We start from the raw sequence: 24493 nt of genomic DNA on the forward strand, positions 1-24493 counted from the left end.
TTTTCGCTGGCACCCGGCTTTTCAAAACTTTTGTTTATTGGGTTACTACGAGTAGCTTCTTGTTTTTTGTTTTTATCCGCCATAAAATTCTCACCACCATTCAACGTCTACACTTGTAGGCGTTTTTGAATTTTTTTTAATCCTTTTTCTCGTTACGCTATATAGGTACTTTTAATCGTAATTAAAGCCAAGTTTATTTAAAATCTCTAAATAATCTGACGACTTTGCCCGTAATGTTTACGTCATTTATTTTTGACATTGGGTAGCTTCTATCTTTAATGGTAACGTAATTAGATAATCGCTTTAGGGTAAATGTGTCATCTGAGTTAAATATAATTTCACAAAAATATTCATCAGTCGCAGTTCCGTTTTCAGGACAGTAAACAGTAATTATATCTCTGTCAAAGATAAAGTCCATTACATCATCATCCTGATCTAAAATGTAGCAAACAGTCATATCTTCATTTTCAACTCTTCTTGCGCTATTTATAGTAGTTATTGGTTGTGCAACTAATTTGCCTTTTGCCTCTGTGTATCTTTTTGGAAATTCCACATAATTCATTAAATCGATTGTTTTATTTGTTTCCATATTAGCTCTTCTTTCTTATATTGTTTTATTAGTTAATATTGGCTCCTGGTACTGCGCTAGCACCAGCTCTTGCTTCGTCTTCTTTTCCTTTTTTGTACTCTTCAAAAGCTTTAGCCTGTTCATCTTTAGTCCAGCCAGGCGAAACGACATACTCATCATTTAAATTAGTATTTTGTGAATCGTTTTTATTTATATTTGCAGGAGTATTATTAGATGGATCTGAATTATTATTAAGTTGATTGTTTTGTGATTGGTTTTGATTGTTTGAATTATTTTGTATGCTATTATTAGGTGGATTTTTATCTTCAACTTTTTTCATTTTTTCTTGTTGCTTTTTTGGTTCGCTATCTTTATGTTTTTGTGTATGAGACTTTTTATTTTCTTCTTTTTTTGGTTTTTCTTTTTCACCACAAGCTGTTAAAGCTAAAGTACTTACTAGTAATAATCCAATTATTTTCCTCATATACATTTCTCCTTTTTTATATCTCTTTGTATCGATAAACTCTCAATGGCTCAAATGTAATTGAGTATTCGCCGTAGTGAGTCCCAATACCATATATCTTTTTATATTGTTCTATTGCTTCTAATATGTATTCTTCACTCAATTGCAGATACTCAGACAACTCATACAAGTTACGTACACCATAATTGTAAGCTTCCACAATTTCGCGTAACGGGACTGCTGAGATAAAGCCGTGTCGCCTTGCGTAATTTTCGAACTTGCGATTGTTGAATTTCGAGTAATCGGCTATATCACCGTATGTAAGTTTATTATGTGCTAATTCTTCAAAGAGAATTCCTGCCTTTTCTCTATCTGATAAGCCACGCTTTATTAAAATTAAATCTCCTAACCATACCCCATCCAAATTATCTGGAAGCACATCAGCCTCTCTTATTTCAATATAATCATGTTGTATTAAAGTTTCTTCATATAATCCCATCTGATACATCCTTTACTTACGTTTACTTCTTATATAATCTGCATAATCTAAAACTCTTTGCCATTCATCATCTGTCAATTCTCCTTCAAGGTGAGCTGCACGATGTTGTACTTCGTTTTCTGGTTGTCTATTTTTTAATAGTAAATATTCTGGGGTAACTTTCAATGCATTGGCAATTTCAGCTATATCCTCCATAGGTATTTTTCTGCTACCGTTTTCGTATCGGGATAAGGTAGATTTATTGACACCTATCTTAGTTGCAAAATCAGTTAAATTCACATTATTTTCTTTTCGTAGTTGTTTGATTAATTTACCTATTTCCGCTGAAGTTCTCATTTCAAATTTACCTCCGTTTTATTTATAACAGTATAATAACACTTTTCCATATAGGAAACAACTAGCATTTTAAAAGAATAAAAAATATTTTTCGAGATTTTTGTTGACAATTAGGAAACTTAAGTTTAATATTGAGTTAACTTCAAAAAACGGAGGTGAGCAAATGTATGAGTTCAATGTCAAAAGAATGAAAGCTGAGCGCATTGCTAAAGGCATTTCGATTTCTGATATGGCAAAAAAATTAGGAATGACACCAGGAACTTATTCAAAAAAAGAAAACGGACATATTAGAATTAATGTTGACGATTTAGCAAAAGTAATTGAAGTGTTAGAATTACCACAAGATAAGTGCGGTATTTTTTTTACTTACAGAGTTTCCAAAATGTCAACAAAACAAAAACAAACATCTTAAAAGGAGGAATAACAAATGAACATTCAAGAAGCAACTAAGATAGCTACAAAAAATCTTGTCTCTATGACACGGAAAGATTGGAAAGAAAGTCATCGAACTAAGATATTACCAACAAATGATAGTTTTTTACAATGCATCATTTCAAATAGCGATGGGACAAACCTTATCAGATATTGGCAACCTTCAGCCGATGACCTCATGGCAAATGATTGGGAAGTTATAAACCCAACTAGAGACCAGGAATTATTGAAGCAATTTTAGAAATGCTATCAATGATACTTTTTAAATTGTTTTTAAACTCATTTTCAAAGTAAACAACAGTCTTGTCTGAAATTGTTACATGATAAATAGTGTTACTAGCATACACGCCGTTTAGGAACCCAGAGTTTTTAAGTTTATTTAAATCGTATTTTACATCTTCGAAATGTAGTTTTTGAAAATACTTTGTATGTATATCTTTAGCACTTCCAAAATTATTGCAGGTTAATTTAACCGAACCTAACTTTACACATTCTAAATAATCTTTGTAGAGTACGGACAAGATATATTGTTGGTCTTTAGTAAGTGTATCAAATTCATCAGATATCAAGGGCATGTTATCACCTCCTTAGGTTGATAACAACATTATACACGAAAGGTGGAACAACAAATGAACAAAAAATCAGAAGGGTTAGACATCAGAATACCAAGGGTTTTCAGAAGAGATCACGCGCCAGTAGAATCTTTAACAGAAAATGAACGTCGACTAAGAAAGGAAATATTAGAAAGTATTAAAAAAGGTTATTACAGCTACTTAGAAATAAACAAAGTCTTCTATGCATTAGATAGAGAACTTCAATACAGAGCGAATAATAACAAACTTTAACATTTATCTAAAGGAGTGATAGAGATGCCAAAAATCATAATACCACCAACACCAGAAAACACATATCGAGGCGAAGAAAAATTTGTGAAAAAGTTATACGCAACACCTACACAAATCCATCAATTGTTTGGAGTATGTAGAAGTACAGTATACAACTGGTTGAAATATTACCGTGAAGATAATTTAGGTGTAGAAAATTTATACATTGATTATTCAGCAACGGGAACATTGATTAATATTTCTAAATTAGAAGAGTATTTGATCAGAAAGCATAAAAAATGGTATTAGGAGGATTATCAAATGAGCGACACATATAAAAGCTACCTATTAGCAGTGTTGTGCTTCACGGTCTTAGCGATTGTACTCATGCCGTTTCTATACTTCACTACAGCATGGTCAATTGCGGGATTCGCAAGTATCGCAACATTCATATTTTATAAGGAATACTTTTATGGAGAATAAAAAAAACTGCTACTTGTTGGAGCAAGTAACAGTGCAAGATGAGCAATTGTCTTAAATAATTATATAAGGAGTTATTAATATGACCTTACAACAAAAAATACTATCACATTTTGCAACATATGACAATTTCAATTCTGATGATGTTGTTGAAGTTTTTGGGATATCTAAAACACATGCAAAATCCACACTTTCAAGACTTAAGAAAAAAGGAAAGATTGAATTGGAAAGTTGGGGTATCTGGCGTGTTGTTGAACCGCAGTTACATTTAACTGTTGTAGAACGTAAGAAAGAGATATTAGAAGAACAATTCGAGTTATTGGCAAGATTAAACGAACAAAGTGATGACCCTAGAGAAATAGAAGAACGTATCAAGTTAATGATTCGTCTAGCTAACCAATTTTAAGGAGGAGTTAATCAATGGCAGTATTAGAAGATATTTTTGAAGAATTAAAACTATTAAATAAGAATTTACGTGTGTTAAATACTGAACTATCAACTGTAGATTCATCAATCGTACAAGAGAAAGTTAAAGAAGCACCAATGCCAAAAGAAGAAACAGCTCAACTGGAAACAATTGAAGAAGTTAAGGAAACGTCTACTGATTTAACTAAAGATTATATTTTATCAGTAGGAAAAGAGTTCCTTAAAAAAGCAGATACTTCTGATAAGAAAGAATTTAGAAATAAACTTAACGAACTTGGTGCGGATAAGCTATCTACTATCAAAGAAGAACATTATGAAAAAATTGTTGATTTCATGGAAGCGAGAATTAATGCATGAAGCTAGATCACTCAAATAGAGCTCATGCAAAGCTTAGTGCAAGTGGAGCAAAACAATGGCTAAACTGTCCACCGAGTATTAAGGCAAGTGAAGGTATTGCAGATAAAAGTTCAGTTTTTGCTGAAAAAGGTACATTCGCTCATGAGTTAAGTGAGTTATATTTCAGTCTTAAATATGAAGGCCTAACACAGTTTGAGTTTAATAAAGCTTTTCAAAATTATAAGCGAAATCAATATTACAGTGAAGAGTTGCGCGAATATGTTGAAGAGTACGTAGCTAATGTAGAAGAAAAGTATAACGAGGCTTTGAGTAGAGATGACGATGTAATAGCTTTATTTGAAACAAAATTGGATTTAGGTAAATACGTCCCTGAATCTTTTGGTACTGGTGATGTCATTATATTTTCAGGTGGTGTACTTGAAATTATTGACCTTAAATACGGTAAAGGCATTGAAGTTTCAGCTATAGATAATCCTCAACTTAGATTATATGGCTTGGGCGCATATGAACTGCTTAGTTTAATGTATGACATTCATACAGTTCGCATGACTATCATACAACCACGAATAGATAACTTTTCTACTGAAGAGTTACCAATATCAAGATTACTTCAATGGGGAACCGATTTTGTTAAACCATTAGCCAGACTTGCTTATAACGGTGAAGGTGAGTTTAAAGCAGGTAGTCATTGTAGATTCTGTAAGATAAAGCATTCATGTAGAACACGTGCAGAATACATGCAAAATGTGCCTCAAAAGCCACCACATTTGTTGAGTGATGAAGAGATTGCAGAACTTTTATATAAACTGCCTGACATCAAAAAATGGGCTGATGAAGTAGAAAAATATGCACTAGATCAAGCGAAAGAAAATGATAAAAACTATCCTGGTTGGAAGCTTGTAGAAGGTCGCTCGCGAAGAATGATAACTGATACAAATGCAACGCTTGAAAAGTTAGTTGAAGCGGGTTATAAACCTGAAGATATTACAGAAACCAAGTTACTTAGCATTACGAATTTAGAAAAATTAATCGGCAAAAAAGCATTTTCTAAAATTGCAGAAGGCTTTATAGAAAAGCCACAAGGTAAATTAACACTTGCTACCGAGTCTGATAAACGACCAGCTATAAAGCAATCTGCTGAAGATGATTTTGACAAACTATAAAAATTAAAAAGGACGGTATATAAACATGAAAGCAAAAGTATTAAATAAAACTAAAGTGATTACAGGAAAAGTAAGAGCATCATATGCACATATTTTTGAACCTCACAGTATGCAAGAAGGGCAAGAAGCAAAGTATTCAATCAGTTTAATCATTCCTAAATCAGATACAAGTACGATAAAAGCCATTGAACAAGCTATAGAAGCTGCTAAAGAAGAAGGAAAAGTTAGTAAGTTTGGAGGCAAAGTTCCTGCAAATCTGAAACTTCCATTACGTGATGGAGATACTGAAAGAGAAGATGATGTGAATTATCAAGACGCTTATTTTATTAACGCATCAAGCAAACAAGCACCTGGTATTATTGACCAAAACAAAATTAGATTAACGGATTCTGGAACTATTGTAAGTGGTGACTATATTAGAGCTTCAATCAATTTATTTCCATTCAACACAAATGGTAATAAGGGTATCGCAGTTGGATTGAACAACATTCAACTTGTAGAAAAAGGCGAACCTCTTGGCGGTGCAAGTGCAGCAGAAGATGATTTTGATGAATTAGACACTGATGATGAGGATTTCTTATAAGTCAATAGGTGGGGTTTTTAGCCCCACTTTAATTTTAAAGAAATTGAGGTGTCAAGAATTTGAAATTTATGAATATAGATATTGAAACATACAGCAGTAACGATATTTCGAAATGTGGTGCCTATAAATACACAGAAGCTGAAGATTTCGAAATTTTAATTATAGCTTATTCGATAGATGGTGGAGCGATTAGTGCGATTGACATGACTAAAGTAGATAATGAGCCTTTCCACGCTGATTATGAGACGTTTAAAATTGCTCTATTTGACCCTGCTGTAAAAAAGTATGCATTCAATGCTAATTTCGAAAGAACTTGTCTTGCTAAACATTTTAATAAACAGATGCCACCTGAAGAATGGATTTGCACAATGGTTAATTCAATGCGTATTGGCTTACCTGCTTCGCTTGATAAAGTTGGAGAAGTTTTAAGACTACAAAGCCAAAAAGATAAAGCAGGTAAAAATTTAATTCGTTATTTCTCTATACCTTGTAAACCAACAAAAGTTAATGGAGGAAGAACAAGAAACCTACCTGAACATGATCTTGAAAAATGGCAACAATTTATAGATTACTGTATTCGAGATGTAGAAGTAGAAATGGCGATTGCTAATAAAATTAAAGACTTTCCAGTAACTGCAATTGAACAAACATATTGGGTTTTTGACCAACATATAAACGACAGAGGTATTAAGCTTTCTAAATCATTGATGTTAGGAGCTAATGTGCTCGATAAGCAGAGTAAAGAAGAATTGCTTAAACAAGCTAAACATATAACAGGTTTAGAAAATCCTAATAGTCCTACACAGTTATTGGCTTGGTTAAAAGATGAACAAGGATTAGATATACCTAATTTACAAAAGAAAACGGTTCAGGAGTACTTAAAAGAAGCAACAGGAAAAGCTAAAAAAATGCTAGAAATTAGATTGCAAATGTCTAAAACCAGTGTGAAAAAATACAACAAAATGCATGACATGATGTGCAGTGATGAACGGGTAAGAGGTCTGTTTCAATTTTACGGTGCCGGTACTGGAAGATGGGCAGGTAGAGGTGTACAACTTCAGAATTTAACAAAGCATTATATTTCAGATACTGAATTAGAAATAGCAAGAGATCTTATTAAAGAACAACGTTTTGATGATTTAGATTTATTACTCAATGTTCATCCTCAAGACTTATTAAGTCAATTAGTTAGGACGACATTTACTGCTGAAGAAGGTAATGAACTAGCAGTAAGTGATTTTTCTGCAATAGAGGCAAGAGTCATAGCATGGTATGCAAAAGAACAATGGCGTTTAGATGTATTCAACACACACGGAAAGATATATGAAGCATCGGCTTCTCAAATGTTTAATGTACCGGTAGAAAGCATAACTAAAGGCGACCCTCTCAGACAAAAAGGAAAAGTGTCCGAATTAGCTTTAGGCTATCAAGGTGGCGCTGGAGCTTTAAAAGCAATGGGTGCATTGGAAATGGGCATTGAAGAAAACGAGTTACAAGGTTTAGTTGATAGTTGGCGTAACGCAAATCCTAACATAGTTAATTTTTGGAAGGCTTGCCAAGAGGCTGCAATTAATACTGTAAAATCCCGAAAGACGCATCATACACATGGACTTAGATTTTATATGAAAAAAGGTTTTCTAATGATTGAACTGCCTAGTGGAAGAGCTTTAGCTTATCCAAAAGCTTTAGTTGGTGAAAATAGTTGGGGTAGTCAAGTTGTTGAATTTATGGGGTTAGATCTTAACCGTAAATGGTCAAAGTTAAAAACGTATGGTGGGAAGTTAGTCGAGAATATTGTTCAAGCAACTGCAAGGGATTTACTTGCGATTTCTATAGCAAGGCTTGAAGCATTAGGTTTTAAAATAGTTGGCCATGTCCATGATGAAGTAATTGTAGAAATACCTAGAGGTTCAAATGGACTTAAGGAAATCGAAACTATCATGAATAAGCCTGTTGATTGGGCAAAAGGATTGAATTTGAATAGTGACGGGTTTACTTCTCCGTTTTATATGAAGGATTAGGAGTGTGATTGCATGCAACATCAAGCTTATATCAATGCTTCTGTTGACATTAGAATTCCTACAGAAGTCGAAAGTGTTAATTACAATCAGATTGATAAAGAAAAAGAAAATTTGGCGGACTATTTATTTAATAATCCAGGTGAACTATTAAAATATAACGTTATAAATATCAAGGTTTTAGATTTAGAGGTGGAATGATGGCTAGAAGAAAAGTTATAAGAGTGCGTATCAAAGGAAAACTAATGACATTGAGAGAAGTTTCAGAAAAATATCACATATCTCCAGAACTTCTTAGATATAGATACAAACATAAAATGCGCGGCGATGAATTATTGTGTGGAAGAAAAGACTCAAAATCTAAAGATGAAGTTGAATATATGCAGAGTCAAATAAAAGATGAAGAAAAAGGGAGAGAAAAAATCAGAAAAAAAGCGATTTTGAACCGATACCAACGAAATGTGAGAGCGGAATATGAACAGGAAAGAAAGAGAAGATTAAGACCATGGCTTTATGATGGAACGCCACAAAAACATTCACGTGATCCGTACTGGTTCGATGTCACTTATAACCAAATGTTCAAGAAATGGAGTGAAGCATAATGAGCGTAATCAGTAACAGAAAAGTAGATATGAACGAAGCGCAAGACAATGTTAAGCAACCAGCGCACTACACATACGGCGACATTGAAATTATAGATTTTATCGAACAGGTTACGGCACAGTATCCACCTCAACTAGCATTCGCAATAGGTAATGCAATCAAATACTTGTCTAGAGCACCGTTAAAGAATGGTCATGAGGATTTAGCAAAGGCGAAGTTTTACGTCCAAAGAGCTTTTGACTTGTGGGAGGGTTAACGATGGCAACCCAAAGACAAGTTGAATATGTGATGTCATTACAGGAGCAACTGGAATTAGAAGACTGCGAAAAATATACAGACGAACAAGTTAAAGCAATGAGTCATAAAGAAGTTAGCAATGTGATTGAAAACTATAAGGCAAGCATAAGTAATGAAGAGCTATACGACGAATGCATGTCGTTTGGTCTGCCTAATTGTTAAAAGGAGTGATGACCATGACAGATAGCGCGCGTAAAGAATACCTAAATCAATTCTTTGGATCTAAGAGATATCTGTATCAGGATAACGAACGAGTGGCACATATCCATGTAGTAAACGGCACTTATTACTTTCACGGACATATCGTACCAGGTTGGCAAGGTGTGAAAAAGACATTTGATACAGCGGAAGAGCTTGAAACATATATAAAGCAACATGGTTTGGAATACGAGGAGCAGAAGCAACTAACTTTATTTTAGAGGAGATGGAAATGATGAATGCTGAAAAGCATATGCAAATGATGCAAATGTTACAAAATTGTGTGATTGATAAGTATGTATCACACGACGAATACGAAGAGTTAATTGCCATAGATAAGCATGGTAATAAAATGTTTATTAAATTTTATCCGAATACGGAGGATGACACAAATGGATAACCGTGAACAAATAGAACAATCCGTTATAAGTGCTAGTGCGTATAACGGCAATGACACAGAGGGATTGCTAAAAGAGATTGAAGACGTGTATAAGAAAGCGCAAGCGTTTGATGAAATTCGCGAAGCTATTAATGCGCAATGGGTTGAGTATCCAGAAGACTGGGCGTCAGAGGTTTTGAGAGAAGTAAGAGAGCTTGAATATGAGGAGGAACAGGAAAATGAAAATTAATGAATCTTTGAAGAAATTAAAAGAAAAAGGATACAAAGAAAATGAAGATAAAGCTATTTTTAATTTAGCTGATGGTACGCTAGAAATTTACATCGACCATGACGAAAAAACAATAATTACAGAATTCCATGATTTAAAGGTATTCGTGTCAGAAGATTTAAAAGATAAAAGTATGGAGAGCGTTATGTATGAATTGGCTGGAATTGATGAGGAGGACAAGGAAAATGACTAACATCCTACAAGTAAAGCTATTATCAGAAAACGCTAGAATGCCAGAACGAAATCATAAGACGGATGCAGGTTATGACATATTCTCAGCTGAAACTGTCGTACTCGAGCCACAAGAAAAGGCAGTGATTAAAACAGATGTAGCTGTGAGCATACCAGAGGGCTATGTCGGACTATTAACTAGCCGTAGTGGTGTAAGTAGTAAAACGCATTTAGTGATTGAAACAGGCAAGATAGACGCGGGATATCATGGCAATTTAGGGATTAATATCAAGAATGATGCACAAGTATATTTAACAACTAACGAACAGTGTTTTGATATACAAGGAGAAATGGAAAATTCTTTTGTAAATAATGCTAAGAAAAAACCTTTTACTATAAATGATTATTACGAAATATATAAAGGCGACAAACTAGCTCAATTGGTTATCGTGCCTATATGGACACCTGAACTAAAGCAAGTGGAGGAATTTGAGAGTGTTTCAGAACGTGGAGCAAAAGGCTTCGGAAGTAGCGGAGTGTAAAGACATATTAGATCGAGTCAAGGAGGTTTTGGGGAAGTGAGAGAACGCACTAAAGTTATATATCGTGGTTGGAATAAGGAGATATTTATTTTACAGAGTAAAAATATGAATGTTATTGGTTTGCGCCAAATATTTGATGAACTCAAAAGATTGTACGAAGGTTATAAAATCGTTGTTATTCCAATAGAAGTTGATTTTGAAATCAAATAAATAGGAGTGATGAGAAGTGACACAATACTTAGTCACAACATTCAAAGATTCAACAGGACGCAAGCATACGCACATAACTCGAGCTAAGAGCAATCAAAAGTTTACAGTTGTTGAGGCAGAGAGTAAAGAAGAAGCAAAAGAGAAGTACGAGGCACAAGTTAAGATAAGGAGAGATGGAGATGCCAAAGAAAACGGTAACTCAGACATTAGATGAAAACTTATTAGTAGTAGCTAGTAATGAAATATCAGAACTATTATATGAATATGACAGTGAGTTAATGTCAGCTGATGAAGATGGCGATAATAGAGATATCGAAGAAAAAAGAGACGCATTAAAACAAGCTATACAAATTATCGATAAATTAACATGGGGTGTTTAGTGGTGGTTAAAGAAATTTTGAGATTATTATTCCTACTAGCGATGTATGAGCTAGGTAAGTATGTAACTGAGCAAGTATATATTATGATGACGGCTAATGATGATGTAGAGGCGCCAAGTGACTTTGAAAAAATCAGAGCTGAAGTTTCATGGTAATAGCTATTATCATTTTTGAATTAATTATATTAATGTGTTTAGCAATAGCACTGGAGGTGTTGTAAATATGTGGATTGTCATTTCAATTGTTTTATCTATATTTTTATTGATCTTGTTAAGTAGCATTTCTCATAAGATGAAAACCATAGAAGCATTGGAGTATATGAATGCTTATCTTTTCAAGCAGTTAGTAAAAAATAATGGTGTTGAAGGTATAGAAGATTATGAAAATGAAGTTGAACGAATTAGAAAAAGATTCAAAAGCTAAAGAGAGGCGTTGGCTTCTCTGCTCTATCTAAAATAATGAAAGGAGCCGAACATGTTAGACAAAGTCACTCAAATAGAAACAATTAAATATGATCGTGATGTCTCATATTCTTATGCTGCTAGTCGTTTATCTACACATTGGACTAATCACAATATGGCTTGGTCTGACTTTATGCAGAAGCTAGCACAAACAGTTAGAACTAAAGAAGATTTAACTGAGTACAATAAAATGTCTAAGTCTGAACAAGCCGATATAAAAGATGTTGGCGGATTTGTCGGTGGATATTTAAAAGAAGGCAAACGGCGTGCTGGTCAAGTCATGAATCGTTCAATGCTAACACTTGATATCGATTATGCTGCTCAAGATATGACCGACATATTATCTATGTTTTATGATTTTGCATATTGTTTGTATTCAACACATAAGCATAGAGAGATAAGTCCAAGATTACGTTTAGTGATTCCTTTAAAACGGAATGTAAATGCGGATGAGTATGAGGCTATTGGACGTAAAGTGGCAGATATCGTTGGCATGGATTACTTCGATGATACAACTTATCAACCACATAGGTTAATGTATTGGCCTTCAACTAGCAATGATGCAGAATTTTTCTTTACCTATGAAGATTTACCTTTGTTAGATCCAGATAAAATATTAAATGAATATGTTGATTGGACTGACACATTAGAATGGCCAACGTCTTCAAAGGAAGAGAGTAAGACTAAAAGATTAGCAGATAAGCAAGGTGACCCAGAAGAAAAACCGGGAATTGTTGGCGCATTTTGTAGAGCCTATACGATAGAAGAAGCTATATCAACTTTTATTCCTGACTTATACGAAAAACATTCTACTAACCGTTATACCTATCATGAAGGTTCAACTGCAGGTGGATTGGTGTTATACGAAAATAACAAGTTTGCCTATTCTCATCATAATACGGATCCCGTAAGCGGTATGCTTGTGAACAGTTTTGATTTAGTACGCATACACTTATATGGTGCTCAAGATGAAGACGCTAAAACAGATACTCCGGTTAATCGACTACCTAGTTATAAAGCAATGCAGCAAAGAGCGCAAAATGATGAAGTTGTTAAAAAGCAATTAATTAACGACAAAATGTCTGATGCAATGCAGGATTTCGATGAAATAGTAAATAGCGATGATGCATGGTCTGAGACGTTAGAAATTACTTCGAAAGGTACTTTCAAAGCTAGTATCCCAAATATAGAAATTATATTGCGTAATGATCCAAATTTAAAAGGAAAAATAGCATTTAATGAATTTACAAAACAAATTGAATGCTTAGGGAAAGTGCCATGGAATACTAATTTTAAGACACGTCAATGGCAAGACGGTGATGATAGCAGTTTAAGAAGTTATATCGAAAAGATTTATGACATACACCATTCAGGTAAAACAAAAGATGCCATTATAAGCGTAGCAATGCAAAATGCTTATCATCCAGTAAGGGATTATCTAAATAAAATATCGTGGGATGGACATAAACGTCTTGAAAAGTTATTTATCAAATACTTAGGTGTTGAAGATACTGAAGTGAATAGAACAACTACCAAAAAAGCATTGACTGCTGGAATTGCTCGAGTAATGGAGCCTGGATGTAAATTTGACTATATGCTTACACTTTATGGTCCTCAAGGTGTAGGTAAATCTGCTTTGCTAAAAAAATTAGGTGGTGCATGGTTTTCTGACAGTTTAGTTTCTGTTACAGGTAAAGAAGCCTATGAGGCCTTACAAGGCGTTTGGCTAATGGAAATGGCAGAACTTGCAGCTACAAGAAAAGCTGAAGTTGAAGCTATTAAGCATTTCATATCTAAACAAGTTGACCGGTTTCGTGTTGCTTATGGACATTATATTGAAGATTTTCCAAGGCAATGTATTTTCATTGGTACAACTAATAAAGTTGATTTCTTAAGAGATGAAACTGGTGGAAGACGTTTTTGGCCAATGACTGTAAATCCAGAGAGAGTTGAAGTGAACTGGTCTAAACTAACCAAAGAAGAGATCGACCAAATTTGGGCAGAAGCTAAATATTATTATGAACAAGGAGAAGAGTTATTCCTCAACCCTGAACTAGAAGAAGAAATGCGTTCAATACAAAGCAAACATACTGAGGAATCTCCATATACAGGCATTATTGATGAATATCTTAACACACCAATTCCTAGCAATTGGGATGACTTAACTATCTTTGAACGAAGACGATTTTATCAAGGTGATGTTGATATGTTACCAACAGGAAATGTAGATTACGTTGAAAGAAATAAGGTCTGTGCGCTTGAAGTGTTTGTTGAATGTTTTGGTAAAGATAAGGGAGATAGTAGAGGATCTATGGAAATTAGAAAGATTTCAAACATCTTAAGACAATTAGACAATTGGTCTGTATATGATGGTAATAAAAGTGGGAAAATTCGATTTGGAAAAGATTATGGTGTACAGATAGCTTATGTAAGAGATGAAAGTTTAGAAGATTTAATATAATAAATATTGAATAAATATACATTTTAGAGTGTTGTATCAGATGTTGCATCATTTTTTGAGTGATGCAACATGTGAGTGTAAAAAGTAATCGTAGGTGTTGCATCATTTTTAGTGATGCAACATTGATGCAACAAATGATACAACACCTCTTTCCCTTCTCGCTGTAAGGTTCAACCCTGTTTGTTTCCAATGTTGCATCAAATTCACTATAAAGTTTAAAAAGTAGTGTTAGGGAGTAAAGAGGTATAGGGGTAACCCTCTAACAGCTATTTTTAAAAGTTTGGCAAGAATTGATGCAACATCGGAACACAAATATAAATTTTGTATACAAGGTGAATATATGAAAGAATCGACATTAGAAAAATATTTAGTGAAAGAGATAACAAAGCTAAACGGTTTATGTTTAAAATGGGTTGCACCTGGAACAAGAGGTGTGCCAGATAGAATTATTATTATGCCAGAAGGAAAAACATATTTTGTAGAAATGAAGCAAGAAAAAGGAAAGTTGCATCCTTTACAAAAATATGTGCATAGACAATTTGAAAATAGAGATCATAAAGTATATGTGTTATGGAATAAAGAACAAGTAAATACTTTTATCAGAATGGTAGGTGGAACATTTGGCGATTGACTTCAAACCACATAGCTATCAAAAGTATGCAATAGATAATGAGAAATACGGTCTGTTTTTAGATATGGGTCTAGGGAAAACAGTATCAACACTTACAGCATTTAGTGAATTGCAGTTGTTAGACACTAAAAAAATGTTAGTTATAGCACCTAAACAAGTTGCTAAAGATACATGGGTTGATGAAGTTGATAAGTGGAACCATTTAAATCATCTGAAAGTGTCTTTAGTTTTAGGAACACCTAAAGAAAGAAATGATGCATTAAACACAGAGGCTGATATCTATGTAACCAATAAAGAAAATACTAAATGGTTATGTGATCAATATAAAAAAGAATGGCCATTTGACATGGTTGTGATTGATGAACTGTCTACATTTAAAAGTCCTAAGAGTCAAAGGTTTAAATCTATTAAAAAGAAATTACCACTCATTAATAGATTTATAGGATTAACAGGAACACCTAGTCCAAATAGTTTACAGGATTTATGGGCTCAAGTTTATTTGATAGACAGAGGTGAAAGACTTGAGTCTTCATTCAGTCGTTATCGAGAAAGGTACTTTAAACCAACTCATCAAGTTAGCGAACATATTTTTAAGTGGGAGCTAAGAGACGGATCTGAAGAAAAGATATATAAACAAATAGAAGATATATGTTTAAGCATGAAAGCGAAAGATTATCTGGATATGCCTGACAGAGTTGATACTAAACAAACAGTAGTCTTATCAGAAAAAGAAAGAAAAGTATATGAAGAATTAGAAAAAAACTATATTTTAGAATCGGAAGAAGAAGGAACAGTTGTAGCTCAAAATGGGGCATCATTAAGTCAGAAACTACTTCAACTATCTAACGGCGCAGTTTATACAGATGAGGAAGATGTAAGACTTATACATGATAAGAAGTTAGATAAGTTAGAGGAAATTATAGAGGAGTCTCAAGGCCAACCAATACTATTGTTTTATAACTTCAAACACGATAAAGAAAGAATACTTCAAAGGTTTAAGGAAGCAACCACATTAGAGGATTCAAACTATAAAGAACGTTGGAACAGTGGAGACATTAAGTTGCTTATAGCACATCCAGCAAGTGCAGGACATGGATTAAACTTACAACAAGGTGGGCACATTATTGTTTGGTTTGGACTTACATGGTCCTTGGAATTATACCAACAAGCAAATGCTAGATTATACAGACAAGGACAAAATCATACGACTATTATTCATCATATCATGACCGATAACACAATAGATCAAAGAGTATATAAAGCTTTACAAAATAAAGAACTAACGCAAGAAGAATTAATGAAAGCTATTAAAGCAAGAATAGCTAAGCATAAGTAATGGAGGTCTAACATGGGGAACACAATAAATGATATCAAGCCAGGAACATTTAAATATATTGAATCAGAAATATATAATTTAAATGAGAACAAGAAAGAAATAAAAAGATTGAGGTTGGAAATACTTAATCCAACGAAGGAACAAGATTCCAATATTGTATATGGACCATTACAAAAAGGCGAACCAGTTAGAACAACTGAACTAATGGCAACTAGATTATTAACTAATAAGATGTTACGAAACCTTGAAGAAATGGTCGAAGCAGTTGAGAGTGAATACTTAAAGTTGCCTGAAGATCATAAGAAAGTAATAAGGCTCAAGTATTGGAATAAAGAAAAGAAGTTAAAGATGGAACAGATAGGACATGAATGCCATATGCATCGTAATACTGTTACTACTATACGAAAGAACTTTGTTAAAGCGGTAGCGTATCATGCAGGTATCAAATAACATTGTGCAAAGATTGTGCAAAAGGCCTACAAATCTGTAGTAATATGATAGTATCGGAAAGATGTATAAAGTTATCTAAAAGTTATACGACACAAGTACACGAGGCACATCGCTATGCGGTGTGTCTTTTGTTATGCAATCAAAGAGGTGTAAGAGATGACCAAGCACAATAACATTTATAAGCATGGTCGTAAGTCATATCAATACGATTGGTTCTATCATTCAAAAGCATGGAAGAAGTTAAGGGAGATAGCATTAGATAGAGATAATCATCTTTGTCAAATGTGTTTACGCGAAGATATTGTAACAGATGCAAACATAGTGCATCACATTATTTATGTTGATGAAGATTTTAACAAAGCTTTAGAATTAGATAATCTAATGTCAGTTTGTTATGGCTGTCATAACAAAATTCATGCAAATGATAATGACAAAAGTAATCTTAAGAAAATTAGAGTTCTAAAAATTTAAATAAAAAAACATTTAAATAAAATTTTATAGCCCCCTGCCCATTGGCTTAAAATGTTTTTTCGCCGGGTACCGGCGGGGGCCCTTCGCTTGCAACGCGGATAAACTTTTATGAAAGGGGGTCTTTATATGAAATTAACAAAAAAACAGCTAAAAGAATATATAGAGGATTACAAAAAATCTGATGACATATTAATTAACTTGTATATAGAAACATATGAATTTTATTGTCGGTTAAGAGATGAACTTAAAAATAGTGATTTGATGATAGAGCATACAAACAAGGCTGGTGCGAGCAATATTGTTAAGAATCCATTAAGCATAGAACTGACAAAAACAGTTCAAACACTAAATAACTTACTCAAGTCTATGGGTTTAACAGCAGCACAAAGAAAAAAGATAGTTCAAGAAGAAGGTGGATTTGGTGACTATTAAAGTTTTAAATGAACCTTCACCAAAACTATTAACAACATGGTATGCAGAGCAAGTCACTCAAGGGAAAATAAAAACAAGCAAATATGTTAGAAAAGAATGTGATAGGCATCTTAGATATTTAGAAAATGGAGGTAAATGGGTATTTGATGAAGAATTAGCGCATCGTCCTATTCGATTTATAGAAAAGTTTTGTAAACCTTCCAAAGGATCTAAACGTCAACTTGTATTACAGCCATGGCAACATTTTATTATCGGCAGTTTGTTTGGTTGGGTTCATAAAGAAACAAAACTGCGCAGGTTTAAAGAAGCTTTGATATTTATGGGGCGAAAAAATGGTAAAACAACTACTATATCTGGTGTTGCTAACTATGCTGTTTCTCAAGATGGAGAAAACGGCGCTGAAATCCATCTTTTAGCAAACGTAATGAAACAAGCTAGAATATTATTCGATGAATCTAAGGCGATGATAAAAGCTAGCCCAAAGCTTGATAAAAATTTCAGAACATTAAGAGATGAAATCCATTATGACGCAACGATATCAAAAATTATGCCCCAAGCATCAGATAGCGATAAGTTAGATGGATTGAATACACACATGGGGATTTTTGATGAAATTCATGAATTTAAAGACTATAAATTGATTTCAGTTATAAAAAACTCAAGAGCTGCAAGGTTACAACCTCTTCTCATCTACATTACGACAGCAGGGTATCAATTAGATGGTCCACTTGTTGATATGGTAGAAGCGGGAAGAGACACCTTAGATCAAATCATAGAAGACGAAAGAACTTTTTATTATTTAGCATCTTTGGATGATGACGATGATATTAATGATTCGTCGAACTGGATAAAAGCAAATCCAAACTTAGGTGTCTCTATAAATTTAGATGAGATGAAAGAAGAGTGGGAAAAAGCTAAGAGAACACCAGCTGAACGTGGAGATTTTATAACCAAAAGGTTTAATATCTTTGCTAATAATGACGAGATGAGTTTTATTGATTACCCAACACTCCAAAAAAATAATGAAATTGTTTCTTTAGAAGAGCTGGAAGGCAGACCGTGCACGATTGGTTATGATTTATCAGAAACAGAGGACTTTACAGCCGCGTGTGCTACTTTTGCGTTAGATAATGGTAAAGTTGCAGTTTTATCGCATTCATGGATTCCTAAGCACAAAGTTGAATATTCTAACGAAAAAATACCCTATAGAGAATGGGAAGAAGATGGCTTATTAACAGTGCAAGATAAGCCTTATATTGACTACCAAGATGTTTTAAATTGGATAATTAAGATGAATGAGCATTATGTAGTAGAAAAAATTACTTATGATAGAGCGAACGCATTCAAACTAAATCAAGAGTTAAAAAATTACGGGTTTGAAACGGAAGAAACAAGACAAGGAGCTTTGACCTTGAGCCCTGCATTGAAGGATTTAAAAGAAATGTTTTTAGATGGGAAAATAATATTTAATAATAATCCTTTAATGAAATGGTATATCAATAATGTTCAGTTGAAACTAGACAGAAACGGAAACTGGTTGCCGTCTAAGCAAAGCAGATATCGTAAAATAGATGGCTTTGCAGCATTTTTAAACACATATACAGATATTATGAATAAAGTTGTTTCTGATAGTGGTGAAGGAAACATAGAGTTTATTAGTATTAAAGACATAATGCGTTAAGGAGGTGAATGTTATCGCAAAAGAGAATATTGTCACACGCATAAAGAAAAAATTGATAGACAATTGGATTGATCAGTCAACTTCTAAGCTTTATGACTTTAGCCCATGGAAAAATAGATCTTTTTGGGGTGTAATTAATAATACGCTTGAAACTAATGAAACGATATTTTCAGCTATTACAAAGTTATCTAATTCGATGGCTAGTTTGCCCTTGAAAATGTATGAAGATTATAAAGTAGTTAATACAGAAGTATCTGATTTACTTACAGTGTCACCGAATAATTCTCTGAGCAGTTTTGATTTTATTAATCAAATTGAAACAATCAGAAATGAAAAAGGTAATGCATATGTGCTAATTGAACGAGACATCTATCATCAACCATCAAAGCTTTTCTTATTAAATCCAGATGTTGTTGAAATGTTAATTGAAAACCAATCACGTGAACTTTATTATTCCATTCATGCTGCAACTGGAAATAAATTGATTGTTCATAATATGGACATGTTGCATTTTAAACACATCGTGGCATCTAATATGGTGCAAGGCATTAGTCCGATTGATGTGTTGAAGAATACAACTGATTTTGATAATGCAGTAAGAACCTTTAATCTTACAGAAATGCAAAAACCTGATTCTTTCATGCTTAAATATGGTTCCAATGTAGGTAAAGAAAAAAGGCAGCAAGTGTTAGAAGATTTCAAACAGTACTATGAAGAAAACGGTGGAATATTATTCCAAGAGCCTGGTGTTGAAATCGAACCGTTACCTAAAAAATATGTCTCTGAAGATATAGTGGCAAGCGAGAATTTAACAAGAGAAAGAGTAGCTAACGTTTTTCAATTGCCCTCAGTATTCTTAAATGCAAGATCAAATACAAATTTCGCGAAAAATGAAGAGTTAAACAGATTTTACTTGCAGCATACCTTATTGCCAATCGTCAAACAGTATGAAGAAGAATTTAATCGGAAACTACTTACTAAAACAGACAGAGAAAAAAATAGGTATTTTAAATTTAACGTTAAATCTTATTTAAGGGCTGATAGTGCAACACAAGCAGAAGTGTACTTTAAAGCAGTTCGTAGTGGTTACTACACTATAAATGACATTAGAGAGTGGGAAGATTTACCACCAGTTGAAGGTGGAGATAAGCCGCTAATAAGCGGTGATTTATACCCAATTGACACGCCACTTGAATTAAGAAAATCTTTGAAAGGTGGTGATAAAAATGTCAATGAAAGCTAAGTATTTTCAAATGAAAAGAAAATCAAAAAGTAAAGGTGAAATATTTATTTATGGTGATATTGTAAGTGATAAATGGTTTGAAAGTGATGTAACTGCTACAGATTTCAAAAATAAACTAGATGAACTAGGAGACATCAGTGAAATAGATGTTCATATAAATTCATCTGGAGGCAGTGTATTTGAAGGGCATGCAATATACAATATGCTAAAAATGCATCCTGCAAAAATTAATATCTATGTCGATGCCTTAGCGGCATCAATTGCTAGTGTTATCGCTATGAGTGGTGACACTATTTTTATGCACAAAAATAGTTTTTTAATGATTCATAATTCATGGGTTATGACTGTAGGTAATGCAGAAGAATTAAGAAAGACAGCGGATTTACTTGAAAAAACAGATGCTGTTAGTAATTCAGCTTATTTAGATAAAGCAAAAGATTTAGGTCAAGAACACTTAAAACAGATGTTAGATGCAGAAACTTGGCTTACTGCAGAAGAAGCCTTGTCTTTCGGCTTGATAGATGAAATTTTAGGAGCTAATGAAATAGCTGCTAGTATCTCTAAAGAGCAATATAAGCGTTTCGAGAACGTCCCAGAAGATTTAAAGAAAGATGTAGACAAAATCACTAAAATTGATGATGTAGATACATCTGAATTGGTTGAAACACCTAAAGAAAGTATGTCACTAGAAGAAAAAGAAAAAAGAGAAAAAATTAAACGCGAATGCGAAATTTTAAAAATGACAATGAATTATTAGGAGGAAATGAAATGCCGACATTATATGAATTAAAACAATCCTTAGGTATGATTGGACAACAATTAAAAAATAAAAATGATGAATTGAGTCAGAAAGCAACAGATCCAAATATTGATATGGAAGACATCAAACAACTAGAAACAGAAAAAGCAGGTTTACAACAAAGATTTAACATTGTTGAAAGACAAGTGCAAGACATTGAAGAGAAAGAAAAAGCGAAAGTTAAAGATAAAGGAGAAGCTTATCAATCTTTAAGTGATAATGAGAAGATGGTTAAAGCTAAGGCAGAGTTTTATCGTCACGCGATTTTACCAAATGAATTTGAAAAACCTTCAATGGAGGCACAACGTTTATTACACGCTTTACCAACAGGAAATGATTCAGGTGGAGATAAGCTCTTACCAAAAACACTTTCTAAAGAAATTGTTTCAGAACCATTTGCTAAAAACCAATTACGTGAAAAAGCTCGTCTAACTAACATTAAAGGTTTAGAGATTCCAAGAGTTTCATACACTTTAGACGATGATGATTTCATTACAGACGTAGAAACAGCAAAAGAATTAAAAGCAAAAGGTGATACAGTCAAGTTCACTACTAATAAATTCAAAGTATTTGCTGCAATTTCAGATACTGTAATTCATGGATCAGATGTAGATTTAGTAAACTGGGTTGAAAACGCACTACAATCAGGATTAGCAGCTAAAGAGCGTAAAGATGCCTTAGCAGTAAGTCCTAAATCTGGATTAGAACACATGTCATTTTATAATGGATCTGTTAAAGAAGTTGAGGGAGCAGACATGTATGATGCTATTATTAACGCTTTAGCAGATTTACATGAAGATTATCGTGATAACGCAACAATTTATATGCGATATGCAGATTATGTCAAAATTATTAGTGTTCTTTCAAATGGAACAACAAATTTCTTTGACACACCAGCAGAAAAAGTATTTGGCAAACCAGTAGTATTTACAGATGCAGCAGTTAAACCTATTGTGGGAGATTTCAATTATTTTGGAATTAACTATGATGGAACAACTTATGACACTGATAAAGATGTTAAAAAAGGCGAATATTTGTTTGTATTAACAGCATGGTATGATCAGCAACGTACATTAGACAGTGCATTCAGAATTGCAAAAGCAAAAGAAAATACAGGTCCATTACCCAGCTAAGCCCCAAAAGGTTAATGTAACAGCTAAGGCTAAATCAGCTGTAATATCAGCCGAATAGGGGTGATGAAATGAGTTTAGAAGAAATTAAATTGTGGTTGAGAATTGACTATAGTTTCGAAGATGATTTAATTGAGGGTCTCATTCAATCGGCTAAGTCTGAGTTACTATTAAGTGGGGTTCCAGATTATGACAAAGATGACTTGGAATACCCGCTTTTTTGTACAGCGATTAAATATATCATTGCAAGAGATTATGAAAGTCGTGGGTACTCAAATGACCAATCTAGAAGCAAGGTGTTTAATGAAAAAGGATTGCAAAAAATGATTTTGAAATTAAAAAAGTGGTAGGTGATTTTTAAATGGAATTTAATGAATTTAAAGATCGCGCGTATTTTTTTCAATATATAAACAAAGGACCATATCCAGATGAAGAGGAAAAAATGAAATTGTATAGTTGCTTTTGTAAAATATATAATCCTTCTATGAAAGATAGAGAAATTTTAAAAACGACTGAATCAAAATCAGGATTAACCATAATTGTTAGGTCTTCTAAAATTGAATATCTACCACAAACAAATCACTTAGTTAAAATTGACAGTGCATTATATTCCGATAAATTATTCAACATTGTAGAAATAAGAATTGATACACCAGATATTGGCTATAATACAGTGGTTTTATCAGAAAAATGAGTGTAGAAATTAAAGGGATACCTGAAGTGTTGAAGAAATTAGAATCGGTATACGGTAAACAAGCAATGCAAGCTAAGAGTGATAGAGCTTTAAATAAAGCATCTGAATTTTTTATAAAGACTTTAAAGAAAGAATTCGAGAGTTTTAAAGATACGGGTGCTAGTATAGAAGAAATGACTAAATCTAAACCTTATACAAAAGTTGGCAGTCAAGAAAGAGCTGTTTTAATTGAATGGGTAGGTCCTATGAATCGCAAAAACATTATTCACTTGAATGAACATGGTTATACAAGAGATGGTAAAAAATATACACCAAGAGGTTTTGGAGTTATTGCAAAAACATTAGCTGCTAGTGAAAGGAAGTATAGAGAAATTATAAAAAAGGAGTTGGCCAGATAAATGAATATATTAAACACTGTAAAAGGAATTTTATTATCTGATGCAGAGCTCCAAACATATATAAATTCTAGAATATACTATTATAAAGTCACTGAAAATGCTGAAAATTCCAAACCTTTTGTTGTTATTACACCTATTTATGATTTACCTTCAGACTTTATGTCTGATAAATATCTTAGTGAAGAATACTTAATTCAAATAGATGTAGAATCTTCAAATAATCAGAAAACAATTGATATAACAAAACGAATAAGATACCTGTTATATCAACAAAATTTAATTCAAGCATCTAGTCAGTTAGATGCTTATTTTGAAGAAACTAAACGTTATGTGATGTCGAGACGATATCAAGGCATACCCAAAAATATATATTATAAAAATCAGCGCATCGAATAGGTGTGCTTTTTAATTTTTAAGGAGGAAATAAGCAATGGCAGAAGGACAAGGTTCTTATAAAGTAGGTTTTAAAAGATTATACGTTGGAGTTTTTAACCCAGAAGCAACAAAAGTAGTTAAACGCATGACATGGGAAGATGAAAAAGGTGGTACAGTTGACCTAAATATCACAGGTTTAGCACCAGATTTAGTAGATATGTTTGCATCTAACAAACGTGTATGGATGAAAAAACAAGGTACTAATGAAGTTAAGTCTGACATGAGTATTTTCAATATTCCAAGTGATGATTTAAACACAGTTATTGGACGTACTAAAGATAAAAATGGTACATCTTGGGTAGGAGAGAATACAAGAGCACCGTATGTAACAGTAATTGGCGAATCGGAAGATGGTTTAACAGGTCAGCCGGTATATGTAGCCTTACTTAAAGGTACTTTTAGTTTAGATTCAATTGAATTTAAAACACGAGGTGAAAAAGCAGAAGCCCCAGAACCTACAAAATTAACAGGTGACTGGATGAATAGAAAAGTTGATGTTGATGGAACGTCACAAGGTATTGTATACGGTTATCATGAAGGTAAAGAAGGAGAAGCAGAATTCTTCAAAAAAGTATTCGTTGGATACACGGACAGTGAAGATCATTCAGAGGATTCTGCAGGTTCGTTACCCAGCTAATCCCCAAAATGTTGAA

Annotated in this window: 46 protein-coding genes; 39 read left to right on the plus strand and 7 right to left on the minus strand. The window is 33.4% G+C overall.

The annotated features are described in order from the left end of the window. The 5 genes from IDG64_RS10610 to IDG64_RS10630 all read right to left on the minus strand — a co-directional run. Positions 1–104 (minus strand): hypothetical protein (locus tag IDG64_RS10610; protein WP_077477350.1); only part of this gene is annotated, 104 nt, incomplete at its 3' end. A gap of 89 nt (positions 105–193) precedes the next feature. Further along, positions 194–589 (minus strand): hypothetical protein, encoded by a 396-nt coding sequence (locus IDG64_RS10615; RefSeq protein WP_000449655.1) that lies wholly within the window; start codon positions 587–589, stop codon positions 194–196. Positions 590–617: 28 nt separating this feature from the next. Beyond that, positions 618–1052, minus strand: coding sequence for a hypothetical protein (locus tag IDG64_RS10620; protein ID WP_001226136.1), 435 nt, complete (start codon positions 1050–1052; stop codon positions 618–620). 16 nt (positions 1053–1068) lie between these two features. Then, on the minus strand, positions 1069–1530 hold the full coding sequence (locus IDG64_RS10625) for a hypothetical protein (RefSeq protein ID WP_000525006.1): 462 nt from the start codon (positions 1528–1530) through the stop codon (positions 1069–1071). 12 nt (positions 1531–1542) lie between these two features. Further along, complete coding sequence (locus IDG64_RS10630; protein WP_001260486.1) at positions 1543–1866, minus strand: helix-turn-helix domain-containing protein; 324 nt, start codon at positions 1864–1866, stop codon at positions 1543–1545. 163 nt (positions 1867–2029) lie between these two features. On the opposite strand from IDG64_RS10630, the gene IDG64_RS10635 reads away from it, so the two are divergent. Beyond that, positions 2030–2278, plus strand: a complete 249-nt coding sequence (locus IDG64_RS10635) for a helix-turn-helix domain-containing protein (protein WP_000272861.1) — start codon at positions 2030–2032, stop codon at positions 2276–2278. Positions 2279–2293: 15 nt separating this feature from the next. Beyond that, positions 2294–2539, plus strand: coding sequence for a DUF2829 domain-containing protein (locus IDG64_RS10640; RefSeq protein ID WP_001025401.1), 246 nt, complete (start codon positions 2294–2296; stop codon positions 2537–2539). Here the strand turns inward: IDG64_RS10640 and IDG64_RS10645 are convergent. Next, positions 2508–2873, minus strand: a complete 366-nt coding sequence (locus IDG64_RS10645; RefSeq protein ID WP_001128433.1) for a hypothetical protein — start codon at positions 2871–2873, stop codon at positions 2508–2510. The genes IDG64_RS10640 and IDG64_RS10645 overlap by 32 nt on opposite strands. 54 nt (positions 2874–2927) lie before the next feature. Here IDG64_RS10645 and IDG64_RS10650 point away from each other — a divergent pair, with 54 nt between their 5' ends. The 23 genes from IDG64_RS10650 to IDG64_RS10760 all read left to right on the plus strand — a co-directional run bounded on the left by IDG64_RS10650 (position 2928) and on the right by IDG64_RS10760 (position 14140). Continuing rightward, positions 2928–3143 (plus strand): hypothetical protein, encoded by a 216-nt coding sequence (locus IDG64_RS10650; RefSeq protein WP_001036301.1) that lies wholly within the window; start codon positions 2928–2930, stop codon positions 3141–3143. Between the two features lie 24 nt (positions 3144–3167). Beyond that, a complete protein-coding gene (locus tag IDG64_RS10655) occupies positions 3168–3431 on the plus strand; it encodes a helix-turn-helix domain-containing protein (protein WP_001124160.1) in 264 nt (87 codons plus the stop codon). A 12-nt stretch (positions 3432–3443) separates the two neighbouring features. Further along, entirely contained in the window at positions 3444–3605 is a 162-nt protein-coding gene (locus IDG64_RS10660) for a DUF1270 family protein (RefSeq protein WP_001285955.1), read from the plus strand. Between the two features lie 79 nt (positions 3606–3684). Then, positions 3685–4008: a S1 RNA-binding domain-containing protein gene (locus IDG64_RS10665; RefSeq protein ID WP_000175000.1), complete on the plus strand. Its 324-nt coding sequence runs from the start codon at positions 3685–3687 to the stop codon at positions 4006–4008. A 14-nt stretch (positions 4009–4022) separates the two neighbouring features. Beyond that, entirely contained in the window at positions 4023–4385 is a 363-nt protein-coding gene (locus tag IDG64_RS10670; RefSeq protein WP_000279446.1) for a hypothetical protein, read from the plus strand. Further along, positions 4382–5548, plus strand: coding sequence for a DUF2800 domain-containing protein (locus IDG64_RS10675; protein WP_000762551.1), 1167 nt, complete (start codon positions 4382–4384; stop codon positions 5546–5548). Before IDG64_RS10670 ends, IDG64_RS10675 begins: the two co-directional genes overlap by 4 nt. Positions 5549–5573: 25 nt before the next feature. Next, positions 5574–6131 carry a DUF2815 family protein gene (locus IDG64_RS10680; RefSeq protein WP_000645042.1) on the plus strand — a complete coding sequence of 186 codons (558 nt, stop codon included), beginning with the start codon at positions 5574–5576 and terminating at the stop codon, positions 6129–6131. A gap of 68 nt (positions 6132–6199) precedes the next feature. Next, positions 6200–8152: a DNA polymerase gene (locus tag IDG64_RS10685; protein ID WP_001796208.1), complete on the plus strand. Its 1953-nt coding sequence runs from the start codon at positions 6200–6202 to the stop codon at positions 8150–8152. 12 nt (positions 8153–8164) lie between these two features. Then, positions 8165–8350 (plus strand): DUF3113 family protein, encoded by a 186-nt coding sequence (locus IDG64_RS10690; protein ID WP_001164629.1) that lies wholly within the window; start codon positions 8165–8167, stop codon positions 8348–8350. Then, positions 8350–8751 carry an SA1788 family PVL leukocidin-associated protein gene (locus tag IDG64_RS10695; protein WP_000113978.1) on the plus strand — a complete coding sequence of 134 codons (402 nt, stop codon included), beginning with the start codon at positions 8350–8352 and terminating at the stop codon, positions 8749–8751. Before IDG64_RS10690 ends, IDG64_RS10695 begins: the two co-directional genes overlap by 1 nt. Next, the gene (locus IDG64_RS10700; RefSeq protein WP_000111488.1) at positions 8751–9008 is read left to right on the plus strand and encodes a DUF3310 domain-containing protein; all 258 of its coding nucleotides are present in this window, start codon (positions 8751–8753) and stop codon (positions 9006–9008) included. Before IDG64_RS10695 ends, IDG64_RS10700 begins: the two co-directional genes overlap by 1 nt. A 2-nt stretch (positions 9009–9010) precedes the next feature. Beyond that, positions 9011–9211, plus strand: a complete 201-nt coding sequence (locus tag IDG64_RS10705; protein WP_000235381.1) for a hypothetical protein — start codon at positions 9011–9013, stop codon at positions 9209–9211. Between the two features lie 8 nt (positions 9212–9219). Beyond that, on the plus strand, positions 9220–9468 hold the full coding sequence (locus tag IDG64_RS10710; RefSeq protein ID WP_000178883.1) for a phi PVL orf 51-like protein: 249 nt from the start codon (positions 9220–9222) through the stop codon (positions 9466–9468). 11 nt (positions 9469–9479) lie between these two features. Next, on the plus strand, positions 9480–9647 hold the full coding sequence (locus IDG64_RS10715; protein ID WP_001813803.1) for a hypothetical protein: 168 nt from the start codon (positions 9480–9482) through the stop codon (positions 9645–9647). Then, positions 9640–9876, plus strand: a complete 237-nt coding sequence (locus IDG64_RS10720) for a DUF1024 family protein (RefSeq protein WP_000370296.1) — start codon at positions 9640–9642, stop codon at positions 9874–9876. Before IDG64_RS10715 ends, IDG64_RS10720 begins: the two co-directional genes overlap by 8 nt. Beyond that, positions 9866–10108 (plus strand): hypothetical protein, encoded by a 243-nt coding sequence (locus IDG64_RS10725; protein ID WP_000700108.1) that lies wholly within the window; start codon positions 9866–9868, stop codon positions 10106–10108. Before IDG64_RS10720 ends, IDG64_RS10725 begins: the two co-directional genes overlap by 11 nt. Next, positions 10101–10628, plus strand: coding sequence for a dUTP diphosphatase (locus IDG64_RS10730; RefSeq protein WP_000181816.1), 528 nt, complete (start codon positions 10101–10103; stop codon positions 10626–10628). The genes IDG64_RS10725 and IDG64_RS10730 overlap by 8 nt, the downstream gene beginning before the upstream one ends. A gap of 36 nt (positions 10629–10664) precedes the next feature. Beyond that, positions 10665–10838 carry a hypothetical protein gene (locus IDG64_RS10735; RefSeq protein WP_001209220.1) on the plus strand — a complete coding sequence of 58 codons (174 nt, stop codon included), beginning with the start codon at positions 10665–10667 and terminating at the stop codon, positions 10836–10838. 16 nt (positions 10839–10854) lie between these two features. Then, entirely contained in the window at positions 10855–11052 is a 198-nt protein-coding gene (locus IDG64_RS10740) for a DUF1381 domain-containing protein (protein WP_000195818.1), read from the plus strand. Beyond that, positions 11018–11218 (plus strand): hypothetical protein, encoded by a 201-nt coding sequence (locus IDG64_RS10745; RefSeq protein WP_001125019.1) that lies wholly within the window; start codon positions 11018–11020, stop codon positions 11216–11218. The genes IDG64_RS10740 and IDG64_RS10745 overlap by 35 nt, the downstream gene beginning before the upstream one ends. A gap of 2 nt (positions 11219–11220) precedes the next feature. Continuing rightward, positions 11221–11373: a transcriptional activator RinB gene (gene rinB, locus IDG64_RS10750; RefSeq protein ID WP_000237866.1), complete on the plus strand. Its 153-nt coding sequence runs from the start codon at positions 11221–11223 to the stop codon at positions 11371–11373. 67 nt (positions 11374–11440) lie between these two features. Continuing rightward, positions 11441–11641, plus strand: a complete 201-nt coding sequence (locus IDG64_RS10755; RefSeq protein WP_000265256.1) for a DUF1514 family protein — start codon at positions 11441–11443, stop codon at positions 11639–11641. A gap of 51 nt (positions 11642–11692) precedes the next feature. Then, a complete protein-coding gene (locus tag IDG64_RS10760) occupies positions 11693–14140 on the plus strand; it encodes a virulence-associated E family protein (RefSeq protein WP_000884844.1) in 2448 nt (815 codons plus the stop codon). Between the two features lie 108 nt (positions 14141–14248). Here the strand turns inward: IDG64_RS10760 and IDG64_RS10765 are convergent, their stop codons facing one another. Continuing rightward, positions 14249–14347 (minus strand): hypothetical protein, encoded by a 99-nt coding sequence (locus IDG64_RS10765; RefSeq protein ID WP_001801650.1) that lies wholly within the window; start codon positions 14345–14347, stop codon positions 14249–14251. A 133-nt stretch (positions 14348–14480) separates the two neighbouring features. Between IDG64_RS10765 and IDG64_RS10770 the strand changes: the two genes are divergently transcribed. The 14 genes from IDG64_RS10770 to IDG64_RS10835 all read left to right on the plus strand — a co-directional run bounded on the left by IDG64_RS10770 (position 14481) and on the right by IDG64_RS10835 (position 24477). Beyond that, positions 14481–14771 (plus strand): VRR-NUC domain-containing protein, encoded by a 291-nt coding sequence (locus IDG64_RS10770; protein ID WP_000665203.1) that lies wholly within the window; start codon positions 14481–14483, stop codon positions 14769–14771. Then, positions 14752–16107, plus strand: a complete 1356-nt coding sequence (locus tag IDG64_RS10775) for a DEAD/DEAH box helicase (RefSeq protein ID WP_086813221.1) — start codon at positions 14752–14754, stop codon at positions 16105–16107. The genes IDG64_RS10770 and IDG64_RS10775 overlap by 20 nt, the downstream gene beginning before the upstream one ends. A gap of 12 nt (positions 16108–16119) precedes the next feature. Beyond that, positions 16120–16557: a transcriptional regulator gene (locus IDG64_RS10780; protein WP_000528510.1), complete on the plus strand. Its 438-nt coding sequence runs from the start codon at positions 16120–16122 to the stop codon at positions 16555–16557. Between the two features lie 156 nt (positions 16558–16713). Then, positions 16714–17028: an HNH endonuclease gene (locus IDG64_RS10785; protein WP_000160685.1), complete on the plus strand. Its 315-nt coding sequence runs from the start codon at positions 16714–16716 to the stop codon at positions 17026–17028. A 126-nt stretch (positions 17029–17154) separates the two neighbouring features. Beyond that, the gene (locus tag IDG64_RS10790; protein WP_000778933.1) at positions 17155–17460 is read left to right on the plus strand and encodes a P27 family phage terminase small subunit; all 306 of its coding nucleotides are present in this window, start codon (positions 17155–17157) and stop codon (positions 17458–17460) included. After that, positions 17450–19141 (plus strand): terminase large subunit, encoded by a 1692-nt coding sequence (locus tag IDG64_RS10795; protein ID WP_000153551.1) that lies wholly within the window; start codon positions 17450–17452, stop codon positions 19139–19141. The genes IDG64_RS10790 and IDG64_RS10795 overlap by 11 nt, the downstream gene beginning before the upstream one ends. 4 nt (positions 19142–19145) lie before the next feature. After that, positions 19146–20384 carry a phage portal protein gene (locus IDG64_RS10800; RefSeq protein WP_001100669.1) on the plus strand — a complete coding sequence of 413 codons (1239 nt, stop codon included), beginning with the start codon at positions 19146–19148 and terminating at the stop codon, positions 20382–20384. Then, complete coding sequence (locus IDG64_RS10805; RefSeq protein ID WP_000061873.1) at positions 20368–21141, plus strand: head maturation protease, ClpP-related; 774 nt, start codon at positions 20368–20370, stop codon at positions 21139–21141. Before IDG64_RS10800 ends, IDG64_RS10805 begins: the two co-directional genes overlap by 17 nt. An 11-nt stretch (positions 21142–21152) precedes the next feature. Beyond that, positions 21153–22316 carry a phage major capsid protein gene (locus IDG64_RS10810; protein ID WP_001142734.1) on the plus strand — a complete coding sequence of 388 codons (1164 nt, stop codon included), beginning with the start codon at positions 21153–21155 and terminating at the stop codon, positions 22314–22316. 68 nt (positions 22317–22384) lie between these two features. After that, a complete protein-coding gene (locus IDG64_RS10815) occupies positions 22385–22663 on the plus strand; it encodes a head-tail connector protein (protein ID WP_000050977.1) in 279 nt (92 codons plus the stop codon). Positions 22664–22674: 11 nt separating this feature from the next. Next, positions 22675–23007 carry a hypothetical protein gene (locus IDG64_RS10820; protein WP_000395499.1) on the plus strand — a complete coding sequence of 111 codons (333 nt, stop codon included), beginning with the start codon at positions 22675–22677 and terminating at the stop codon, positions 23005–23007. Beyond that, complete coding sequence (locus IDG64_RS10825) at positions 23004–23405, plus strand: hypothetical protein (protein WP_000110019.1); 402 nt, start codon at positions 23004–23006, stop codon at positions 23403–23405. Before IDG64_RS10820 ends, IDG64_RS10825 begins: the two co-directional genes overlap by 4 nt. Continuing rightward, positions 23406–23801: a hypothetical protein gene (locus tag IDG64_RS10830; protein ID WP_001023809.1), complete on the plus strand. Its 396-nt coding sequence runs from the start codon at positions 23406–23408 to the stop codon at positions 23799–23801. Between the two features lie 34 nt (positions 23802–23835). Then, the gene (locus IDG64_RS10835) at positions 23836–24477 is read left to right on the plus strand and encodes a major tail protein (protein ID WP_000807536.1); all 642 of its coding nucleotides are present in this window, start codon (positions 23836–23838) and stop codon (positions 24475–24477) included. The last annotated feature ends 16 nt before the right edge of the window (positions 24478–24493 follow it).

The sequence above is a fragment of the Staphylococcus sp. EG-SA-15 genome, assembly GCF_017151895.1.
Lineage (GTDB): Bacteria > Bacillota > Bacilli > Staphylococcales > Staphylococcaceae > Staphylococcus > Staphylococcus aureus.

Bases quoted from the DNA above. Each gene is read 5' to 3' on its own strand.
- IDG64_RS10665 (WP_000175000.1), top strand. From the start codon at position 3,685: ATGACCTTACAACAAAAAATACTATCACATTTTGCAACATATGACAAT.
- IDG64_RS10815 (WP_000050977.1), top strand. From the start codon at position 22,385: ATGAGTTTAGAAGAAATTAAATTGTGGTTGAGAATTGACTATAGTTTC.
- IDG64_RS10780 (WP_000528510.1), top strand. From the start codon at position 16,120: ATGGGGAACACAATAAATGATATCAAGCCAGGAACATTTAAATATATT.
- IDG64_RS10760 (WP_000884844.1), top strand. From the start codon at position 11,693: ATGTTAGACAAAGTCACTCAAATAGAAACAATTAAATATGATCGTGAT.
- IDG64_RS10825 (WP_000110019.1), top strand. From the start codon at position 23,004: ATGAGTGTAGAAATTAAAGGGATACCTGAAGTGTTGAAGAAATTAGAA.
- IDG64_RS10805 (WP_000061873.1), top strand. From the start codon at position 20,368: ATGTCAATGAAAGCTAAGTATTTTCAAATGAAAAGAAAATCAAAAAGT.
- IDG64_RS10725 (WP_000700108.1), top strand. From the start codon at position 9,866: ATGAAAATTAATGAATCTTTGAAGAAATTAAAAGAAAAAGGATACAAA.
- IDG64_RS10675 (WP_000762551.1), top strand. From the start codon at position 4,382: ATGAAGCTAGATCACTCAAATAGAGCTCATGCAAAGCTTAGTGCAAGT.
- IDG64_RS10720 (WP_000370296.1), top strand. From the start codon at position 9,640: ATGGATAACCGTGAACAAATAGAACAATCCGTTATAAGTGCTAGTGCG.
- IDG64_RS10645 (WP_001128433.1), bottom strand. From the start codon at position 2,873: ATGCCCTTGATATCTGATGAATTTGATACACTTACTAAAGACCAACAA.
- IDG64_RS10660 (WP_001285955.1), top strand. From the start codon at position 3,444: ATGAGCGACACATATAAAAGCTACCTATTAGCAGTGTTGTGCTTCACG.
- IDG64_RS10650 (WP_001036301.1), top strand. From the start codon at position 2,928: ATGAACAAAAAATCAGAAGGGTTAGACATCAGAATACCAAGGGTTTTC.
- IDG64_RS10830 (WP_001023809.1), top strand. From the start codon at position 23,406: ATGAATATATTAAACACTGTAAAAGGAATTTTATTATCTGATGCAGAG.
- IDG64_RS10635 (WP_000272861.1), top strand. From the start codon at position 2,030: ATGTATGAGTTCAATGTCAAAAGAATGAAAGCTGAGCGCATTGCTAAA.
- IDG64_RS10745 (WP_001125019.1), top strand. From the start codon at position 11,018: ATGCCAAAGAAAACGGTAACTCAGACATTAGATGAAAACTTATTAGTA.
- IDG64_RS10630 (WP_001260486.1), bottom strand. From the start codon at position 1,866: ATGAGAACTTCAGCGGAAATAGGTAAATTAATCAAACAACTACGAAAA.
- IDG64_RS10710 (WP_000178883.1), top strand. From the start codon at position 9,220: ATGACCATGACAGATAGCGCGCGTAAAGAATACCTAAATCAATTCTTT.
- IDG64_RS10695 (WP_000113978.1), top strand. From the start codon at position 8,350: ATGGCTAGAAGAAAAGTTATAAGAGTGCGTATCAAAGGAAAACTAATG.
- IDG64_RS10820 (WP_000395499.1), top strand. From the start codon at position 22,675: ATGGAATTTAATGAATTTAAAGATCGCGCGTATTTTTTTCAATATATA.
- IDG64_RS10785 (WP_000160685.1), top strand. From the start codon at position 16,714: ATGACCAAGCACAATAACATTTATAAGCATGGTCGTAAGTCATATCAA.
- IDG64_RS10835 (WP_000807536.1), top strand. From the start codon at position 23,836: ATGGCAGAAGGACAAGGTTCTTATAAAGTAGGTTTTAAAAGATTATAC.
- IDG64_RS10680 (WP_000645042.1), top strand. From the start codon at position 5,574: ATGAAAGCAAAAGTATTAAATAAAACTAAAGTGATTACAGGAAAAGTA.
- IDG64_RS10700 (WP_000111488.1), top strand. From the start codon at position 8,751: ATGAGCGTAATCAGTAACAGAAAAGTAGATATGAACGAAGCGCAAGAC.
- IDG64_RS10625 (WP_000525006.1), bottom strand. From the start codon at position 1,530: ATGGGATTATATGAAGAAACTTTAATACAACATGATTATATTGAAATA.
- IDG64_RS10755 (WP_000265256.1), top strand. From the start codon at position 11,441: ATGTGGATTGTCATTTCAATTGTTTTATCTATATTTTTATTGATCTTG.
- IDG64_RS10770 (WP_000665203.1), top strand. From the start codon at position 14,481: ATGAAAGAATCGACATTAGAAAAATATTTAGTGAAAGAGATAACAAAG.
- IDG64_RS10690 (WP_001164629.1), top strand. From the start codon at position 8,165: ATGCAACATCAAGCTTATATCAATGCTTCTGTTGACATTAGAATTCCT.
- IDG64_RS10655 (WP_001124160.1), top strand. From the start codon at position 3,168: ATGCCAAAAATCATAATACCACCAACACCAGAAAACACATATCGAGGC.
- IDG64_RS10810 (WP_001142734.1), top strand. From the start codon at position 21,153: ATGCCGACATTATATGAATTAAAACAATCCTTAGGTATGATTGGACAA.
- IDG64_RS10670 (WP_000279446.1), top strand. From the start codon at position 4,023: ATGGCAGTATTAGAAGATATTTTTGAAGAATTAAAACTATTAAATAAG.
- IDG64_RS10615 (WP_000449655.1), bottom strand. From the start codon at position 589: ATGGAAACAAATAAAACAATCGATTTAATGAATTATGTGGAATTTCCA.
- IDG64_RS10715 (WP_001813803.1), top strand. From the start codon at position 9,480: ATGATGAATGCTGAAAAGCATATGCAAATGATGCAAATGTTACAAAAT.
- IDG64_RS10620 (WP_001226136.1), bottom strand. From the start codon at position 1,052: ATGAGGAAAATAATTGGATTATTACTAGTAAGTACTTTAGCTTTAACA.
- IDG64_RS10685 (WP_001796208.1), top strand. From the start codon at position 6,200: ATGAATATAGATATTGAAACATACAGCAGTAACGATATTTCGAAATGT.
- IDG64_RS10790 (WP_000778933.1), top strand. From the start codon at position 17,155: ATGAAATTAACAAAAAAACAGCTAAAAGAATATATAGAGGATTACAAA.
- IDG64_RS10640 (WP_001025401.1), top strand. From the start codon at position 2,294: ATGAACATTCAAGAAGCAACTAAGATAGCTACAAAAAATCTTGTCTCT.
- IDG64_RS10705 (WP_000235381.1), top strand. From the start codon at position 9,011: ATGGCAACCCAAAGACAAGTTGAATATGTGATGTCATTACAGGAGCAA.
- IDG64_RS10730 (WP_000181816.1), top strand. From the start codon at position 10,101: ATGACTAACATCCTACAAGTAAAGCTATTATCAGAAAACGCTAGAATG.